General features: G+C 55.0%; 15 protein-coding genes. 1 reads left to right on the top strand and 14 read right to left on the bottom strand.

Annotated elements, in window-relative coordinates:
• Position 1: 1 nt before the first annotated feature.
• From HFD95_RS21555 to ribF, 11 genes are all read right to left on the bottom strand, one after another.
• A complete protein-coding gene (locus HFD95_RS21555) occupies positions 2-1,885 on the bottom strand; it encodes a PhoX family phosphatase (RefSeq protein WP_163763223.1) in 1,884 nt (627 codons plus the stop codon).
• Positions 1,886-1,975: 90 nt separating this feature from the next.
• Positions 1,976-2,458 (bottom strand): type 3 dihydrofolate reductase, encoded by a 483-nt coding sequence (gene folA, locus HFD95_RS21550; RefSeq protein ID WP_010253752.1) that lies wholly within the window; start codon positions 2,456-2,458, stop codon positions 1,976-1,978.
• Between the two features lie 234 nt (positions 2,459-2,692).
• Positions 2,693-3,826, bottom strand: a complete 1,134-nt coding sequence (locus tag HFD95_RS21545; protein WP_371815285.1) for a porin — start codon at positions 3,824-3,826, stop codon at positions 2,693-2,695.
• A gap of 259 nt (positions 3,827-4,085) precedes the next feature.
• The gene (carB, locus tag HFD95_RS21540) at positions 4,086-7,313 is read right to left on the bottom strand and encodes a carbamoyl-phosphate synthase large subunit (RefSeq protein WP_010253739.1); all 3,228 of its coding nucleotides are present in this window, start codon (positions 7,311-7,313) and stop codon (positions 4,086-4,088) included.
• 14 nt (positions 7,314-7,327) lie between these two features.
• Positions 7,328-8,476 carry a glutamine-hydrolyzing carbamoyl-phosphate synthase small subunit gene (carA, locus tag HFD95_RS21535; protein WP_010253731.1) on the bottom strand — a complete coding sequence of 383 codons (1,149 nt, stop codon included), beginning with the start codon at positions 8,474-8,476 and terminating at the stop codon, positions 7,328-7,330.
• Positions 8,477-8,944: 468 nt separating this feature from the next.
• On the bottom strand, positions 8,945-9,760 hold the full coding sequence (dapB, locus tag HFD95_RS21530) for a 4-hydroxy-tetrahydrodipicolinate reductase (protein ID WP_033770949.1): 816 nt from the start codon (positions 9,758-9,760) through the stop codon (positions 8,945-8,947).
• Between the two features lie 223 nt (positions 9,761-9,983).
• Positions 9,984-10,937: a 4-hydroxy-3-methylbut-2-enyl diphosphate reductase gene (gene ispH, locus HFD95_RS21525; protein WP_010253724.1), complete on the bottom strand. Its 954-nt coding sequence runs from the start codon at positions 10,935-10,937 to the stop codon at positions 9,984-9,986.
• The gene (gene fkpB, locus HFD95_RS21520; RefSeq protein WP_010253720.1) at positions 10,918-11,388 is read right to left on the bottom strand and encodes an FKBP-type peptidyl-prolyl cis-trans isomerase; all 471 of its coding nucleotides are present in this window, start codon (positions 11,386-11,388) and stop codon (positions 10,918-10,920) included. Before fkpB ends, ispH begins: the two co-directional genes overlap by 20 nt.
• A gap of 3 nt (positions 11,389-11,391) precedes the next feature.
• Positions 11,392-11,898 (bottom strand): signal peptidase II, encoded by a 507-nt coding sequence (gene lspA / locus HFD95_RS21515; protein WP_010253719.1) that lies wholly within the window; start codon positions 11,896-11,898, stop codon positions 11,392-11,394.
• Entirely contained in the window at positions 11,898-14,714 is a 2,817-nt protein-coding gene (ileS, locus tag HFD95_RS21510) for an isoleucine--tRNA ligase (protein WP_010671810.1), read from the bottom strand. The genes lspA and ileS overlap by 1 nt, the downstream gene beginning before the upstream one ends.
• Positions 14,715-14,743: 29 nt before the next feature.
• On the bottom strand, positions 14,744-15,673 hold the full coding sequence (gene ribF, locus HFD95_RS21505; protein ID WP_167430699.1) for a bifunctional riboflavin kinase/FAD synthetase: 930 nt from the start codon (positions 15,671-15,673) through the stop codon (positions 14,744-14,746).
• 306 nt (positions 15,674-15,979) lie between these two features.
• On the opposite strand from ribF, the gene rpsT reads away from it, so the two are divergent.
• Positions 15,980-16,243 carry a 30S ribosomal protein S20 gene (rpsT, locus tag HFD95_RS21500; protein ID WP_008925553.1) on the top strand — a complete coding sequence of 88 codons (264 nt, stop codon included), beginning with the start codon at positions 15,980-15,982 and terminating at the stop codon, positions 16,241-16,243.
• Positions 16,244-16,281: 38 nt separating this feature from the next.
• Here rpsT and nhaR read toward each other — a convergent pair whose 3' ends face one another.
• The 3 genes from nhaR to HFD95_RS21995 form a co-directional block, all read right to left on the bottom strand.
• Entirely contained in the window at positions 16,282-17,190 is a 909-nt protein-coding gene (gene nhaR / locus HFD95_RS21495) for a transcriptional activator NhaR (protein WP_167430698.1), read from the bottom strand.
• Positions 17,191-17,220: 30 nt separating this feature from the next.
• Entirely contained in the window at positions 17,221-18,399 is a 1,179-nt protein-coding gene (gene nhaA / locus HFD95_RS21490; protein WP_010671807.1) for a Na+/H+ antiporter NhaA, read from the bottom strand.
• Between the two features lie 79 nt (positions 18,400-18,478).
• Positions 18,479-18,686 (bottom strand): hypothetical protein (locus HFD95_RS21995; RefSeq protein ID WP_207713354.1); only part of this gene is annotated, 208 nt, incomplete at its 5' end.

Here is an 18,686-nt window from a genome sequence, read left to right as displayed (position 1 = left end):
TTTATGCGCCGATAATGCCGCCATCTTCACGGGTGATCATAATCACCGACGACCGCGGACGCGGACTGTTGTCTGGGAAGTGCGAGTCACCCTCTTCGCCGGGATGCTGCACATTCACGAACAGCGTTTTGTAATCGGGCGTGAAGGTAATACCGGTCAGCTCGCACGATTTTGGACCGACCATAAACCGGCGGATCTCGCCACTATCAGGATCACCCACCAGCATCTGATTATTCCCCTGCCCCTGATAATCCTCTTTGTTGCTGTACTTGCCATCGGTCAGGATCCATAACCGCCCCTGCGCATCAAACCCCAGCCCATCCGGACTGTTAAAGGTATTCTCAGCGGTGATGTTCGGTGTGCCACGATAGATCCCCTCAGGATGCGCTATCGGGTTGCCACACAGCGCATAGATATCCCACTCAAACGTCTGCGCGGTTGCATCGCCCTTCTCATCCCAGCGGATAATCTGACCGTAGATATTTTTTGGCCGCGGATTCGCTGCATTGACCGGCATGCCTTCATTTCCGCGCTTGTTGTTGTTGGTCAGAGTGCAGTAGGCACGGCCGTCATGCGGGTTAACCGCAATCCACTCCGGCCGGTCCATTCGCGTTGCGTTGACCACATCTGCCGCGGCACGCGCATTGATCAAAACATCTGCCTGGCTATTGAATCCCTTTTCAGCGGTGAGTCCATTTTCGCCCCACGTCAGCGCCAGCCAGCGCCCGGTGCCTTTAAGCGGCGTGCCCTGCGCATCGCCGTTGAACTGCGCCACATAGAGCGTGCCCTTATCAAGCAGTCCGTGATTGGCTTTAGCATCATCCGGAGTGACCTTGTCATCTGAGACAAATTTATAGATATACTCGCCGCGCTCATCGTCGCCCATATAAACCACCAGCTGGCCGGTTTTCGCGACCGTCACGGCGGCATTCTCGTGCTTGAAGCGGCCCAGCGCGGTCCGCTTTACCGGCACGGAGTGAGGATCGAAAGGATCGATTTCGACAATCCAGCCGTGACGGTTGAATTCGTTGGGATTCTTAGCGATATCGAAGCGGGGATCAAAGTCGGCCCAGTTGCGCTCCGGCTCAGCGGCATTCAGGGTATAGCGCTTCTGCTGTGGGGTCGGCGTAAAGTCCGCCTGATGGGTGCCAAAGTAGGTGTCGTAGTTCTCTTCACAGGTTAGATAGGTGCCCCACGGCGTTTTGCCGTTGGCGCAGTTACCAAAGGTGCCCAGGACATGCATTCCCTGCGGATCGGCGGCAGTCTGCAGCGCTTTATCCCCCGCTGCCGGACCGGAGAAGCGCATCGGGGTATTGGCGGTAATGCGGCGGTTATAGTCAGAAGGACGTACCACCTGCCAGCGATTGTCCTCACCCCGTTTGACTTCAACGATGGAGATACCGTGCGCCGCCTGCGACTTTTTGACATCTTCCAGGCTGGTCGCTTTACTGCCGCCGTGGGCGAACAGCGTCGGCTCATTCACATATTCATTGTTAATCGCCATCACGCCGCGATGGTCATTAATCGCGAAGAAACTCATACCGTCGTTGTTGTCACCGAACTGCTTTTCCTGGTCTTCGGCGCTGTTGTTGCCCTGCGGATCAAACGCGGCTGCGCCATTCACCAGCGGATCACCCCAGGAGATCAACACGTCGGCGCGATAGCCAGGGGCTACCACAATCTCATCGGCCGTGGACGCGGCAATCGCCTGAAAGCCCAGCAGTGGGCTGCCCGCAGGCTTCTCCTGCGCCAGTGCACTGCCCGAGAGCGTCAGGCCGCCGCTGAGAAAGCCGGTCAGGCCGATAGCACCGGAACCGGCAAGGAATTTACGACGCAGTGGATCAGGCAGGCGGTCAGTGCTTAATGCGGAGAGTTCGATTTTCATTAGTGATTGCTTCCTTTGTGTCGATCCCAGAAAAGAAGCAATGCTAATGAATAAAGATGACAGCCAGGTTACAGCCCGGCAGAGGTGGGATTAGCGACGACGGTCAAGGATCTCAAAGCAGTAGCTGTGGGAATTTTGCTCGTCAGCGTCGTGGAATTCGCTGAACGTTGACTGCCACTCATCCGGCTCGTAATCCGGGAACTGCGTATCACCTTCGACTTCCGCATCAATGTGCGTCAGATAGAGACGATCGGCACGCTTCAGCATCTGCTCATAGACGCGGCCACCGCCAATCACCATGATCTCTTCAGCGTCACCGGCTGCCTGTAACGCCTCATCCAGCGAAGTGACCCAGGTAACACCTTCGGTGGTGCCCGGCTGGCTGCTGACCACGATATTCAGTCGGCCAGGTAACGGACGGCCAATAGATTCAAAGGTCAGTCGGCCCATAATCACCGGTTTCTTCAGCGTATGGCGCTTGAACCACGCCAGATCTGCAGGCAGGTCCCACGGCATGGCGTTCTCCATTCCAATAATGCGATCTGCTGCTAATGCCGCGATAAGACTAATCATGTTAACCACTCACTGAAAAAAATTGGCGCCATGATACGTAAAGGTGAAACTTTCGTCGATAGGGGGAAAGGTCTAATTGCGTAAAGCTTTTCATGACGTCGTTTTTCACGGCCTGTGCAGCGTTTTTCACCGCCTAATCGCGTCAGTTTGCCGCAGCTCGCCAGCGATCGGCCTTATGCTGGCACAAAAGTCGTGCGCAAAAGAAAACGGCTCCCGGAGGAGCCGTCAGGGTTATCAGAAGTCGTAGCGCAGACGCACCAGATTCATATCACCCAGGTTATCGGTGCTGGAGGTAAACACATGTTCGTAATCGACACGGAAACCGTAGTCGAGGAACAGCACCACACCCAGACCGTTGTCGATGCGCTGATAATCACGGCCTGTCGCATACTCAATGCGATCGCCCATGACATATGGCTGTACCGCTTTCAGACCATACTGCCCCACCGGAATCTTGTAACCGGCGAAATATTCAATGCCCCACGCGTCGCCGGCAAAGTAGTCATGCACATCTTTGCGTTTGGTGGTCATGAAGTTCTCATACCAGCCACCGCCGGCTGACAACGTCCAGTTACCTGGAGTCCAGCTCAGCGCGGTGCCGTAAATGTTCTGATCGTAATCGCGGCTGTCGCCGTTGTTCGGGTTACGCATCGCCGCGCGGGTGTAGTTCCACGCAGTGCCCCAGCTCAGATCGTCCATGATGTGGTAGTCCACACCCAGCGAGCCGCCGCCTTTGCGCTTATAGCGCAGGCCGTTGCCTGGCAGATACTCGTTATCTTCGAACAGATAAGAGGCGTAAAGATCCGCATCGCCGAAGCTGTTTTTATACTTCAGCTGTTTGCGTGAGCGGTAAGATCCGTCGTAGTCGCCGTTGATCCCGTTACCCGGAGCCTGGCCGATCATGTCGTAATCCCAGATATCGGTCTTGGCGCCCACGGTATCGTAATAGACGCTGTTCTGCTGACCAAAGGTAAGCTGACCCCAGGTTTTGCTTTTCAGACCGGTGTAGAGCTGACGACGCGTGGTGTTATTGGCACCGTCCGCATAGTGACGATCCCAGCTGAAGACCGCCGGGACGTTAACGCCCAGCTCGTAGTAGCTGATCCAGCTGACGTCATCAAACAGGTAGTAGTCAGCGCCGAAACGGAAACGGGTGCCGCCATCAAAACCGTCGCGCTTGTAGGATTTGTCATCCACGCCGGTCTGATGATTGAACTGAGCACGAATGCTGCCGCCAAAAGTAAAGTTAAGACGGCTAAGCGGATCGCCTGCCTGCGGATCCTGTTTTAACAGGGTAATTTCCGCCTGGCTGGCGAAAGGAAGAATTGCCATCAGTGCAGCCACTGCACTCAGAGAAAAAGTACGCATTTTCATTTTTTATTTATGTCCTGATACGCTCCAGTGATGAGCGGCAGGCATAGTACTGACGAAAAATCCGCACAGGAAGTGTTTATATTATAAATTTGTGCGAACCGGCCTTATTCGCACCTATAGCTAAAAAATTAAGCCAAATCAGTGACTTTAACGCAAACTCTTTGCTTTCCCTGAACCCTGTTTTCGGATTATCGCCAATAAGATGGTCAAAAAAAACGGCTCCCGCAGGAGCCGTTTTTCACATTACATCGCCTTACATCGCCTTGATCTGGGCATGCATCTCCTGAACGGAGATAACCTGTTCCGTCGGGTCTGCATTCAGCGCCATCGCGGTGGCGAAGCCGCCGTTCAGCGTGGTGTCGTAGTGCACTTTATACTGCAGAGCACTGCGGCGAATCAGTTTCGAATCTTCAATCGCCTGACGACCCGCCGTGGTATTGACGATGTAGCTATACTCGCCATTCTTCAGACGGTCCTGAATGTGCGGACGCCCTTCATGAACCTTGTTCACCAGGCGCGGATTGATGCCCGCTTCGCCCAGCACGACCGCCGTGCCGTGGGTCGCATCCAGTTCGAAACCAAACTTCTGCAGCTTAGCGGCCAGGTCGACAATACGTTTCTTGTCGCCTTCACGCACCGACAGCAGCGCACGGCCCGACTTCTTCATGTTGCTCTGTGCGCCCAGCATCGCTTTGGAAAACGCCTCAGCGAAGGTGCGGCCCACGCCCATGACTTCACCGGTAGAGCGCATTTCTGGCCCCAGAATCGGGTCAACGCCCTGGAACTTGTTAAACGGCAGCACCACTTCTTTGACAGAGTAGTAAGGCGGAATCACCTCTTCAGTGACGCCCTGCTCTGCCAGCGTTTTGCCTGCCATCACGCGCGCGGCGACTTTCGCCAGCGGGACACCGGTCGCTTTAGAGACGAACGGCACGGTACGCGCCGCGCGAGGGTTAACTTCGATCAGGTAGACTTCGTTATCTTTCACCGCGAACTGGACGTTCATCAGGCCACGAACGTTCAGCTCAAACGCCAGCTTCTCAACCTGCTGGCGCATCACATTCTGAATCTCCTGACTCAGGGTGTAGGCCGGCAGTGAACAGGCGGAGTCACCTGAGTGAACGCCAGCCTGCTCGATGTGTTCCATGATGCCGCCAATCAGCACCCGCTCGCCGTCGCAAATCGCATCAACATCCACTTCGACCGCATCATCCAGGAAGCGATCCAGCAGCACCGGTGCATCGTTGGAAACCGAGACCGCCGTCTGGAAGTAGCGCTTGAGGTCGATCTCGTCGTAAACGATCTCCATGGCACGACCACCCAGCACATAAGAAGGACGCACCACCAGCGGATAACCCAGGCCCGCGGCTTTCTCAACCGCCTGCTCCAGTGTGGCCACCGTGGCGTTGGCGGGTTGCTTCAGGTTCAGGCGATCAACCGCCTGCTGGAAACGTTCACGGTCTTCAGCACGGTCGATGGAATCCGGGCTGGTGCCGATAACCGGTACGCCTGCGGCTTCCAGGGCACGCGCCAGTTTCAGCGGAGTCTGACCGCCATACTGCACAATCACACCTTTTGGCTGCTCAATGCGCACAATCTCCAGCACATCTTCCAGCGTGACCGGCTCGAAGTAGAGGCGATCAGAGGTGTCGTAATCGGTCGAGACTGTTTCCGGGTTACAGTTGACCATAATGGTCTGATAACCATCTTCACGCAGCGCCAGGGCGGCGTGAACGCAGCAGTAGTCGAATTCGATACCCTGACCGATACGGTTTGGCCCGCCGCCCAGAATCATGATTTTTTCGCGATCCGGACTTGGATTGGCTTCGCACTCCTCCTCATAGGTGGAGTACATATAGGCGGTGTCTGTCGCGAACTCTGCGGCGCAGGTATCCACGCGCTTATAAACCGGGTGCAGGTTAAACTGCTGACGCAACTTGCGGATTTCGCTCTCTGCCACGCCCGCCAGTGTCGCCAGCCGTGCATCAGCAAAGCCTTTACGCTTCAGGGCGCGCAGGAACGTCTCATCCAGGCTATTAACCCCTTCACGGGCAACCTGCTCTTCCAGCCGCACCAGCTCTTCGATCTGCACCAGGAACCAGCGGTCAATATTGGTCAGGTTGAACACGCCATCCACTGACATGCCGGCACGGAAGGCGTCCGCGATGTACCAGATGCGGTCTGAACCGGCATCTTTCAGCTCACGGCGGATGCGGGTCAATGCTTCCGGGTCGTCGAGGTGGACTTTCGGGTCGAAGCCGTTAGCGCCTACTTCCAGGCCGCGCAGCGCTTTCTGCATGGATTCCTGGAAAGTACGACCAATTGCCATCACTTCCCCGACCGACTTCATCTGCGTGGTCAGGCGATCGTTGGCACCGGCAAATTTTTCGAAGTTGAAACGCGGGATCTTGGTGACAACGTAGTCGATGGAAGGCTCGAACGAGGCAGGCGTTAAACCGCCGGTGATATCATTCATCAGCTCGTCGAGGGTATAGCCGACCGCCAGTTTGGCCGCCACTTTAGCAATCGGGAAACCGGTCGCTTTGGAGGCCAGCGCCGAGGAGCGTGACACGCGCGGGTTCATCTCAATGACAATCAGTCGGCCATCTTTCGGGTTAACCGAGAACTGCACGTTGGAGCCACCGGTTTCAACACCGATCTCACGCAGTACCGCCAGCGAGGCGTTACGCATGATCTGATACTCTTTGTCGGTCAGCGTCTGGGCAGGTGCCACCGTGATGGAGTCACCGGTGTGGATCCCCATCGCATCGAAGTTTTCAATTGAGCAGACGATGATGCAGTTGTCGTTTTTATCGCGCACCACTTCCATCTCATACTCTTTCCAGCCAATCAGCGACTCATCAATCAGCAGCTCATTCGTCGGTGAAAGGTCCAGACCGCGTTCGCAAATCTCTTCAAACTCTTCGCGGTTGTAGGCGATGCCGCCACCGGTTCCGCCCATAGTAAATGAGGGACGGATAATGCAGGGGAAACCGACATCTTCAGCCACGGCCAGCGCTTCTTCCATGGTGTGCGCAATGCCGGAGCGCGCGGTATCCAGACCGATGCTTTTCATCGCCACGTCGAAACGACGACGATCTTCTGCTTTGTCGATCGCATCAGCCGTTGCGCCGATCATGGTGACGCCAAACTCTTCCAGCACGCCATGACGTTCCAGCTCCAGCGCACAGTTCAGCGCTGTCTGACCGCCCATGGTCGGCAGTACCGCGTCCGGGCGCTCTTTTTCGATGATTTTGCGCACCACTTCCCAGTGAATCGGCTCAATGTAAGTCGCATCAGCCATTTCCGGGTCGGTCATGATCGTCGCCGGGTTGGAGTTCACCAGAATGACGCGGTAACCCTCTTCACGCAGCGCTTTACACGCCTGCGCACCGGAATAGTCAAATTCGCAGGCCTGGCCGATCACAATCGGACCGGCACCAAGAATCAGGATGGATTTTAGGTCTGTACGTTTTGGCATGAATTAGCTCCTGATTACTTCGCTTGCAGACGGAATGCGTCAATCAATTCAATAAAGTGGTCAAACAGCGGCGCAGCATCGCCTGGGCCCGGGCTGGCTTCCGGGTGTCCCTGGAAGCTGAATGCGGGCTTGTCGGTGCGGTGAATGCCCTGCACGGTTTTATCGAACAACGAAATGTGTGTAACACGCAGGTTAGCGGGAAGATTGTTCTCATCGACCGCAAAACCGTGGTTCTGCGCCGTGATCATCACGCGATTGTTATCGAGATCTTTCACCGGATGGTTGCCGCCGTGGTGGCCCAGCTTCATCTTCACGGTCTTAGCCCCGCTGGCCAGCGCCAGCAGCTGATGACCCAGACAGATACCAAACACCGGGATCTCTGTTTTCAGGAAGGCCTGAATCGCGCTGATGGCGTAGTCGCACGGCTCCGGGTCGCCAGGACCGTTGGAGAGGAAGATGCCATCCGGATTAAGCTTCAGTACTTCTTCGGCAGGCGTCTGTGCCGGAACGACGGTCAGACGACAGCCGCGATCGACCAGCATCCGCAGAATGTTGCGCTTGGCACCGTAATCGTAAGCCACCACATGGTAAGGCAGTGATTCAGCGTCGGCCTGCTCTGGCAGCCCTCCCTCCAGCGTCCAGCTGCCCTGCTGCCAGCTGTAGGTCTCAGTGGTGCAGACCTCTTTCGCCAAATCCATCCCTTTCAGTCCCGGGAACGCCTGAGCTTTTTGCAGCGCCAGCGCGGCATCCGGATTATCGCCCGCAATGATGCAGCCGTTTTGCGCACCTTTCTCACGCAGCAAGCGCGTCAGCTTGCGGGTATCGATATCGGCAATCGCCACGATGTTGTTGCGCTGCAGGTAGGCGGATAAGCCCTCTTCACTACGGAAGTTGCTGGCAATCAGCGGCAGGTCACGGATAACCAGGCCCTGCGCATGAATCTGGCTGGATTCTTCGTCGGCGGCATTGGTTCCGACATTACCGATATGGGGATAAGTGAGAGTAACGATTTGGCGGGAATAGGAAGGATCAGTGAGGATTTCTTGATAACCGGTCATTGAGGTATTGAAAACGACTTCTCCCACTGCCGACCCTGTTGCCCCGATGGCCCGACCGTGGAATTGGGTTCCGTCTTCCAGAACCAAGAGCGCTGACTTAATCAAAACATCCTCCAGGGAATAAACAGTCACAATATCTGCATATTAATTCAAAATAGCCGCCTGAATCAATGCAAAAACCGCCTGAATTGTCGATTTTTGGCAAATTGCGCGCATTCTAATGATCGCCCTGGCTATTGTCTACCCTGCGGCGGGATTTTTTCACTCTTATCTGCCTTCTGAGGAAAATAACGGGCATAAGCAGCAAAAAGAGAGGAAAACTCGGTGGAATAATCGTTTGCCAGGCAGCGTAAAAGCAAAACAGATGCAGCGCGGCCTTTATTTTTGACCAAATGGTCAAAAATAGCATCCAGCAGAGCAAATAAATGAAGAAAACAGGCAAAAACAGAAGTCAGAGATAAATTTATATCGGGAAGGCACATTTAAGGTAAAATTAAGGGCAATGAAAACATTGCCCCTTTTCAATCAAGCGATTATCGATTGAAACAACCACATCACGATGGTTCACAACACTTACAACATCGACAAATCCAGCACATCCCGCATATCAAACAGGCCAGATTTCTTATCTTTCAACCATAAAGCGGACTTAACCGCGCCATTTGCAAAGGTCATACGGCTTGAAGCCTTGTGGGTTATCTCTACGCGCTCGCCAATATCTGCAAACATCGCAGTATGCTCACCGACGATGTCGCCCGCGCGTACTGTTGCAAAACCGATGCTCTGCGGCTGGCGTTCGCCGGTGTGGCCCTCACGCGTATAGACCGCATGCTCATCCAGTTTCCACTGCATCGCATCGGCAATCGCCTCACCCATCGCCAGCGCGGTTCCGGAGGGCGCATCCACTTTATGGCGGTGGTGCGCTTCAACGATCTCAATATCTGCGTACTCCCCCATCACTTTGGCAGCCTTCTCCAGCAGCTTCAGCACCAGGTTAACCCCCACGCTGAAGTTAGCGGCGAACACAATGGGGATATCTTCTGCCGCGGCACGAATGGCCGCTTTGCCTGCTTCATCAAAACCGGTGGTGCCGATCACCATCGCTTTGCCCTGCTTACGGCAGATCGCCATATACTCCAGCGTGCCTTCCGGGCGGGTGAAGTCGACCAGCACATCAAAATCGTTAATCACCGCGCGTAAATCGTCAGCGATGATGATGCCATTTTTTCCGATGCCCGCTAATTCACCAGCGTCGCTGCCGGTCAGCGATGAGCCCGGGCGAGCCAGTGCCGCACCCAGTTCTGCGCCTTCTGCCTGCTGCGTCGCCTGAATCAGATTACGGCCCATACGGCCCGGCGCGCCCACAATAGCAATGCGGATTGTGTTCATATTTATTCATTCCTAAAACAAAACTATGCATCCAAAGCGTCATCAGGTTAACGATGAGTTAACAGTCACGCCACTATTAATCCGTGATAATAAGAATTTTATGCCAGCCGCCCGTGATTATCAGTAAAAGCAATCACCGCAGCAAATAACGGCTTTTTTTGTCAGATTCAAAAAACAAAAAAGGCCGAACAGAGTCGGCCTTTTTATCAGTAATATCGATGAGTTACTGCACGTTACGCACTTCGACACGCAGCTCTTTGGGCACTTCGAAGACAATATTCTCTTCACGGCCAATCAGCTCAATTGCCGCTTCGCCGCCCAGTTCACGCAGCCGCTGGATCACCTGCTGCACCAGAATATCGGGCGCTGACGCGCCTGCGGTGACGCCGATGCAGGCCACGCCTTTTACCCACTCTTCCTGAATATCATCCGCAGAGTCGATCAGCTTCGCCAGCTTACCGGCACGCTGAGCCAGCTCAGCCAGACGGTTAGAGTTAGAGGAGTTCTTCGACCCCACCACCAGCACCACTTCCGCATCTTTAGCCAGAGTACGAACCGCTTCCTGACGGTTGGTGGTGGCGTAGCAGATATCATCTTTACGCGGCCCGATAATCGCCGGGAAGCGCTGGCGCAGAGCATCAATGATGTCAGAGGTGTCGTCCACAGAGAGCGTGGTCTGCGTCATGAAGCTCAGATTGTTTTCGTCTTTCACTGTCAGTCTGAAGACATCTTCCGGTGACTCCACCAGATACATGCCGCCATTAGGGTTGTTGTACTGCCCCATGGTGCCTTCAACTTCCGGATGACCCGCATGACCAATCAGTATTGCCTCAACGCCTTTACGGCTGGCGCGAGCCACTTCCATATGCACCTTGGTCACCAGCGGACAGGTGGCGTCAAACAGCATAGTCAGATTGCGCGCTTTGGCTTCGGCACGCACCGCCTGAGAAACACCGTGCGCAGAGAAGATCAGAATCGCGTTATCCGGCACTTCACTGATCTCTTCAATGAAGATGGCACCGCGCTCACGCAGGCTGTTTACCACGTAACGGTTATGCACCACTTCGTGACGGACATAGATTGGCGCGCCATACATCTCCAGCGCGCGCTCAACAATACTGATGGCACGATCAACGCCAGCGCAGAAGCCGCGCGGATTAGCTAACAGGATTTGCATCGTTGGCCTCCAGTGCGGGATCGATTTCCAGCACCTCTACATCAAACTGAATACGACGACCTGCCAGCGGATGGTTGAAATCCACAGTGATAGAGTCACCAGAGATTTCACGGATCACGCCAGGCATTTCACTGCCGCCCATGCCGCTGAACAGCATGATGGCTCCCACTTCCGGCTCACCCGCATCGATAAAGTCCCGACGCGAAAAATACTGGATCAGGTCAGGGCTGACGCCGCCAAAGGCGTCGTCCGGTTCCAGGGTAAACTGTTTAGTTTCACCCGCTTTCAGCCCCAGCAGTGCCTGCTCAAGTGCCGCAGAGAGGCTGCCATCACCGAGACGGAACAGCGCGGGCTTGCCGTTTGCACGGGTCGATTCCGCCGTCGAGCCATCTTCCAGCTTCAGCGTAAAATGCACCAACACCGCGCTTTCGCGCTGTACGGACTCAGTCATCACTTACCCTTTCTGTTTAGCCTGTTTGCCGTTCGGGCTGAAAAAGCCCTCCAGCACCACCAATGCAGCACCGATACAGATGCCGCAGTCAGCGATATTAAATGTAGCGAAGTGCCAGTTACCGACATAGAAATCGATAAAATCGACCACAAAGCCATGGTATGAGCGATCAAACAGATTGCCTATCGCGCCGCCGATGATCAGGGCATACGCGATGTTAGCGATCTTCTGACTGGCATGATTACGATACATCATCACGACCAGTGAGATCACGATAGCCAGCGCAATACCGGCAAAGAACCAGCGCTGCCAGCCGCCTTTGTCCGCCAGGAAACTGAACGCCGCGCCGTAGTTGTGCGCGTAGAACAGGTTCAGGTAGGGCATCAGTGGCTGGGTTTCATGCAGCATCATGTTGTTCATCACCCACTGCTTACTGGCGAAGTCGACAACAATCACCACCAGCACCAGCCACAGCCAGCGCAATCCGGTTGATAAAATAGGTTTACGCATCAGGCAAATTCACGCTGTTCGCCGTCACCGGCTACGTTAGTGTAACAACGACCACAGACCTCAGCATGCTCAGGATTCTGTCCGACGTCGGTAGTGTAATGCCAGCAGCGCTGACATTTCTCGCCTTCCGCCTTGTGCAGCGCGATTTTCAGACCTTTCAGCAGCTCACTCTGCTGCGCTTCGTCGTTCGCCAGGGCGTAATCAGCCACCTGTGCGCCAGAGGTCAGCAGCACAAAGCGCAGCTCATTACCCAGCGCCTGCAGTTTAGCCGCCAGCTCCGGATCGGCATAGAGCGTAACCGTTGCTTCCAGTGCGCCACCGATACGTTTATCCGCACGCGCCTGCTCGATCACCTTGTTCACTTCGCCACGCACTTTCAGCAGCTCAGCCCAGTAGGCGTCATTCAGCGCTTCATCTTCAGCCAGGCCAAACAGCCCCTGATACCACTCTTCGGTGAAGACATACTGCGCACGTTCGCCCGGCAGGTAGCCCCAGATCTCATCCGCCGTAAAGGACATGATCGGTGCCATCCAGCGTACCAGCGCTTCGACGATATGCCACAGCGCGGTCTGGCAGCTGCGACGCGCCAGGCCATCGCCTTTCGCGGTGTACTGACGATCCTTGATGATGTCGAGATAGAAGCTGCCCATCTCAATTGAGCAGAACTGCATCAGTCGCTGGATCACTTCGTGGAAATCGTAGTTCTCGTAAGAGGCAACGATATCGGCCTGTGCCGCCTGAGCGCGACCGACGGCCCAGCGATCCACCACCACCATCTCTTCCGGTTTCACCAGATCGGTCGCCGGGTTAAAGCCGCTGAGGTTAGCCAGCAGGAAACGCGCGGTGTTACGGATGCGGCGATAGGCATCGGCAGAACGTTTAAGGATCTCATCGGAGACCGCCATTTCACCCGAGTAGTCGGTTGATGCCACCCAGAGGCGCAGAATATCGGCGCCCAGTTTGTTCATCACATCCTGCGGCGCAACCGTGTTACCGATCGATTTCGACATCTTGCGGCCCTGACCATCCACGGTGAAACCGTGCGTCAGTACCTGACGATAAGGCGCTTTGCCCTTCATCGCCGTGGAGATCATCAGCGAGGACATAAACCAGCCGCGATGCTGATCGGACCCTTCCAGATAGAGGTCAGGCGCATGTCCGCCAAATTCCGGACGCGCATCAACCACGGAATAGCTGGTTGAACCGGAGTCAAACCAGACATCCAGCGTATCCGGCACTTTTACGTAATGATCGGCATCGTCGCCCATCAGCTCGCGCGGATCGAGATCCCACCAGGCCTGAATCCCCTCCTGCTCAACGCGCTGCGCCACTTTTTCCATCAGCGCCAGCGTGTCCGGGTGCAGCTCTTCGCTCTCTTTATGAACGAACAGGGCCATCGGTACGCCCCAGGTACGCTGACGAGAGATACACCAGTCAGGGCGGTTCGCCACCATCGATTCGATACGCGCCTGGCCCCAGTCCGGGATCCACTGCACGCCTTTGATCTCCTTCAGCGACTGCGCACGCAATCCTTTCTGATCCATGCTGATGAACCATTGCGGCGTGGCGCGGAAGATGATCGGCGTTTTATGGCGCCAGCAGTGCGGGTAGCTGTGCAGCAGTTTCTCAACGTGCAGCAGCGCGCCCTTCTCTTTCAGCAGCTCAACGATCATGTCGTTGGCTTTAAAGACATTGACCCCATCCAGCGTTGGATAGGTGCCTGGCAGATAGCGGCCATCCGGTCCGACCGGATTGGCGGTTTCGATGCCATATTTCTGACCGATAACATAGTCATCCGGGCCGTGGCCAGGTGCCGTGTGGACTGCACCGGTACCCGCTTCCAGGGTGACGTGATCGCCCAGTACCACCAGCGACTCAAGCGCCAGGAACGGATGCTGGAATTTCTGCAGCTCCAGCGCCGCGCCTTTACATTCGCCCAGTACCTGCCATTCGCTGACGCCCGCGCGCTTCATCACGCTCTCGACCAGATCTTTTGCCAGGATCAGCGCGCGACCGTCGATCTGCAGCAACTGATACTCAAATTCCGCGTTTAACGAGATGGCGCGGTTAGCCGGCAGCGTCCACGGTGTCGTCGTCCAGATCACCAGTGAAATCGGACCATTAACCTGTGCCACACCAAACGCCTGACGCACCGCGTCGGCATCAATGGCGTTGAACATCACATCAATCGACGGTGACGTTTTGTCGTAATACTCCACTTCCGCTTCTGCTAAGGCAGAACGGCAATCCAGACACCAGTGCACGGGCTTCGCGCCTTTGTGCAGGTGGCCGTTGCCGATGATTTTACTCAGCGCACGAATGATGTTGGCTTCGGTACCGAAATCCATGGTCAGGTAAGGGCGATCCCAGTCGCCCAGCACACCCAGACGGATAAAGTCCGCCTTCTGGCCTTCAACCTGTTCCGCGGCGTATTTGCGGCACGCTTCGCGGAATTCAGCAGCGGTGACTTTCTCGCCTGGCTTGCCGATCATCTGCTCAACTTTGTGTTCGATTGGCAGACCGTGACAGTCCCAGCCCGGCACATACGGCGAGTCATAACCCGCCATGCCTTTCGACTTAACGATAATGTCTTTCAGAATCTTGTTAACGGAGTGACCAATATGAATGCTGCCGTTCGCATACGGAGGGCCATCATGCAGGATAAAGGTTTTTTTCCCTTTTTTGGCTTCGCGGATGATGCCGTACAGATTGTCGGCATACCAGCGTTGCAACATTCCCGGTTCGCGTTTGGCCAGATCGCCACGCATCGGGAATCCCGTTTCCGGCAAATTCAGGGTAGATTTATAGTCACTCATCAGATTCTCGATTCCGTTTTTCGCTCAGGTTAAAGCAGCCCAAAGAACTGCCGGGCCGTTACCACATCGTTCGCAATTTGTTCTTTCAACGCCTCCAGTGAGGCAAAGCGCTGCTCGTTTCGTATTTTCTGTTTCAGCACCACATCAATGTGACGACCATAGAGATCCATATTGATGTCGAGCAGGTGAACTTCAAGCTGCTGGCGTAAACCTTTTACGGTCGGACGGGTGCCGATATTGGCGACACCTGGCAGTGGCTCGGGCGTCAGACCCCGTACCTCCACCGCATAAACCCCTTTCACCGGCGAGACGCTGCGGCGTAAAGGGAGGTTCGCCGTGGGGAAACCCAGCGTGCGTCCCAGTGCATCACCGTGCACAACGCGGCCGGAAATAGTGAAAGGGTGACCAAGCAGCGACTGCGCCAGCGCTAAATCATCCACGGCCAGCGCCTGACGCACGGCAGTACTGCTGATTCGCTTACCGCCATCACAGAAGGTTTCGGTGCTGACGACCTCAAAGCCGTACTCCGCACCGGCTTTCTGTAATAACAGGAAATCACCCTGGCGACCAGCGCCGAAGCGGAAATCATCGCCTACCGCAAGATACTTTACGTCCAGCTTTTCGACTAACAGGTCACTGATAAAACACTGGGCGGACAAGGCCGCAAAGCGACGGTCGAACCGCACGCACAACACTTTATCGACGCCGGCTTCCGCCATGTATCGCAGTTTTTCACGCAGACGCGTCAGACGAGCCGGTGCTTTGTCACCGGCAAACAGCTCCAGCGGCTGTGGCTCAAAAACCATGACCACCACCGGCAGATTACGCTTACGTCCCTCTTCACACAGCCGCGACATCAGCGCCTGATGCCCACGGTGCACGCCATCGAAATTACCAATGGTCAGAACGCAGCCGCGATGCTGCTCGTTAAGATTATGAATACCGCGGATAAACTTCATGGCTGGCCCAAACCGGTGGAAATCGGCGGATTATACCCTTGAAAGCGACTCAGGTTAACCCGTCAGCACGCCTTTCATGCTTTAGGCGCTGCATTTCCTGTTGCAGAAGCGCATGTTAAGAATTTTGTCGCGAAATACTGTATTCAGCGAGGGGAAGCTGGTAGAATCCTGCGCCATCAAATACGTAACCGAGTGCCGCTCTCAGGGCGACGCTTATTTGCACAAATCCATTGACAAAATCAGGTTAGAAGGGCATAGTCCTCGGCCTTTGATTTGTCTCTATAGAACACATTTGGGAGTTGTACCTTGGCTAATATCAAATCAGCTAAGAAACGCGCCGTAACATCTGAGAAACGCCGTAAGCATAACGCTAGCCGCCGCTCTATGATGCGTACCTTCGTTAAGAAAGTATACGCGGCGATCGCTTCAGGCGACAAAGCTGCTGCGCAGAACGCATTCAATGAAATGCAACCACTCGTGGACCGTCAGGCTGCTAAAGGTCTGATCCACAAGAACAAAGCTGCACGTTATAAGTCTAACCTGACTGCACAGATCAACAAACTGGCTTAATCGCCTGTTGTTAATCGCTTTGTTAAAAAAGCCGGCGCTTACGCCGGTTTTTTTTCGTCTGTACCCTGGCAGGGAAAGAGTTCGCTGAAGTCTGCGTGACAGAGTCGCTGCACCGCCGGATGCTGAATCATCCGCTCCGCGAAGAGTATGTGATACTCCTCTGACACCGCGTCGAGCCGCCCGACTTCATATATCCCCTCACGTTGACCCATCTCCAGCAAAGGCGCGACAAAAATCGCATTCTGTCGCGCACCAAACGCCGTCATCAGTGCCGCATCATCAAACTCACCCAGAATCTCCACCTGCAGCCCCTGGGTGCTGATCCAGTTGAGGATTTTGCGCCCCAGCATGGAGCGGCGCCCCGGAATCAGCAGGGGACGCGTCTCCAGGCAGGCCGGAAAAGAGAGATCGCTGAGCGGCTGGGTTGACCAGAAGCTGATCGGGCATTCCCCCAGCTTCACCGAAAACAGCCCTTCCTGTTGGGTGGGGTCGATGGAGCAGTCAGAGATAATCATATCCAGCTTATGCTGACTGAGCTGCTCCAGCAGCATTTCGTGGGTCGATTCAAAACAGCGCAGATGAATTTTCTCCTCTGCGACCACCGCCGTCTCCAGCACCTTGCTGACCAGCTGCTTTGAGAGCGCATCTGCCACGCCAACATCCAGCAGCAGATGAGACTCTTTGCGGTAATTCACAATATCCAGCATCTCCTGACTCAGCATAAACATGCGGTCAGCATAGCGAAAAACCAGCTGCCCCAGCTCCGTCGGTACCAGGCCCCGTCCCTGACGCCGGAACAGCTTGCCCTGCAGGCGCTCCTCCAGTGCCTTAATCTGCCCGGTAATGGTCTGTGGCGTCAGGGAGAGTGCCTCTGCTGCCGCCGTAATTGATCCCGCACGGCAGGCGTGCCAGAAGTAGTAGAGATGATTGAAATTGAGCTGATTCATAGCAAAAAGGAGGCTTGCGCCTCCTCTCCATTAGCGCAGTTTAATTCGCAGCAGCGTATAGCCGATGACGGCTGAAAGCAGAGAGCCGGTCAGTATGCCCAGTTTAGAAAAGGTCACCAGCTGTTCATGCGCGGCATCAAAGGCCAGCGAACTGATAAAAATTGACATAGTGAAGCCAATTCCGCACAGCACACCAATCGCCATAATATCGCGTATGGTTGTGCCGTTGGGTAATACTGCCAGCCGCAGTTTTACCGCCAGCCAGCAGAAGAGCGTAATGCCTAATGGCTTACCGATTAACAGGCCGAAGATGATGCCTGACGGTTCAGGCGAGAGGACATCACTCAGCGTAATGCCAGCAAGTGAGATACCGGCATTAGCAAAGGCAAACAGCGGCAGAATCATCCAGTTCACCCACGGCATCAGACCATGCGCCAGATGTTCCGCTGGAGAGTGCCCCTCTTTCTTCTCCAGAGGCACGAAGAAGCCCACAATGACGCCAGCCAGGGTTGCGTGGACGCCCGACTTCAGCACGGCGGTCCAGAGTATGATACCCACCAGTATGTAGACTGAGATTCTACGGACGTTAAAGCGGTTCAGGAGTGCCAGCACGACAATTGCGCCAGCAGCCACGCACAGGGAGAGCACTGAGAGGTCACTGGTATAGAACAGAGCGATAATCACAATGGCACCCAGGTCATCAATAATCGCCAGTGCCATCAGAAAGACTTTCAGCGCAACGGGAACACGGCTGCCCAGAAGGGCCAGCACACCCAGCGCAAAAGCAATATCGGTTGCGGTGGGAATGGCCCAGCCGTTACGTGCAATCTCATCACCATGGTTGAAAAGCAGGAAGATCAGGGCGGGTAACGCCATGCCGCCTATTGCCGCGATGACCGGGAAGATCGCCTTGTCACGGCTGGCAAGTTCGCCGACCATCAACTCACGCTTTACTTCCAGGCCAATAACCAGAAAGAAAAGCGCCATCAGCGCATCGTTGATCCACAACAGCAAGTTTTTGCTGATATCCAGCGCTCCGAAGCGGATTTGTACCGGTTCATTCAGCAACGCCTGGTAACCCTGGGCGGTAGCGGCCGTATTGGCGAGGATCATCGCCGCGACCGCCGCCACGATCAACATCACGCCATTGCTGGCATCACTTTCAATAAAACTTTTTAGCAGATTTTTTAATTTGCGCGGCTTGTTCAACGTTCATCTTCCTGAGCAGAGACAGAATGTTAAACAGTGTAACGATTCATATAGTTCGTTAAAAGCAGCTTATACCGCGCTATATGCTCGGTTTCGCCGAGCAGTAATAGCAGTAAACGTCGACATTTTTATGAGTGCTGCGGTGAGGGAGAGATAATGCAGCCATCACAGGCAGGGGATTTAAAGTAAAAAAAGCGGAGCCGGGGCTCCAATGCTGGTCAGTTAAGATTAGATTTGTAAAGGCTGTCACGGTCAAACGTGGCAGCTTTTTTTCCGGGCGAGCGAGC

The organism is Pantoea sp. EKM10T, assembly GCF_011800685.1.
Lineage (GTDB): Bacteria > Pseudomonadota > Gammaproteobacteria > Enterobacterales > Enterobacteriaceae > Pantoea > Pantoea agglomerans.
The sequence above is the reverse complement of the archived record's forward strand: the minus strand, read 5'-3'. Positions and strand labels throughout refer to the sequence as shown.

Bases quoted from the DNA above. Each gene is read 5' to 3' on its own strand.
- ispH (WP_010253724.1), bottom strand. From the start codon at position 10,937: ATGCAAATCCTGTTAGCTAATCCGCGCGGCTTCTGCGCTGGCGTTGAT.
- lspA (WP_010253719.1), bottom strand. From the start codon at position 11,898: ATGCGTAAACCTATTTTATCAACCGGATTGCGCTGGCTGTGGCTGGTG.
- HFD95_RS21545 (WP_371815285.1), bottom strand. From the start codon at position 3,826: ATGCGTACTTTTTCTCTGAGTGCAGTGGCTGCACTGATGGCAATTCTT.
- folA (WP_010253752.1), bottom strand. From the start codon at position 2,458: ATGATTAGTCTTATCGCGGCATTAGCAGCAGATCGCATTATTGGAATG.
- ribF (WP_167430699.1), bottom strand. From the start codon at position 15,673: ATGAAGTTTATCCGCGGTATTCATAATCTTAACGAGCAGCATCGCGGC.
- fkpB (WP_010253720.1), bottom strand. From the start codon at position 11,388: ATGACTGAGTCCGTACAGCGCGAAAGCGCGGTGTTGGTGCATTTTACG.
- carB (WP_010253739.1), bottom strand. From the start codon at position 7,313: ATGCCAAAACGTACAGACCTAAAATCCATCCTGATTCTTGGTGCCGGT.
- dapB (WP_033770949.1), bottom strand. From the start codon at position 9,760: ATGAACACAATCCGCATTGCTATTGTGGGCGCGCCGGGCCGTATGGGC.
- HFD95_RS21555 (WP_163763223.1), bottom strand. From the start codon at position 1,885: ATGAAAATCGAACTCTCCGCATTAAGCACTGACCGCCTGCCTGATCCA.
- nhaR (WP_167430698.1), bottom strand. From the start codon at position 17,190: ATGAATCAGCTCAATTTCAATCATCTCTACTACTTCTGGCACGCCTGC.
- ileS (WP_010671810.1), bottom strand. From the start codon at position 14,714: ATGAGTGACTATAAATCTACCCTGAATTTGCCGGAAACGGGATTCCCG.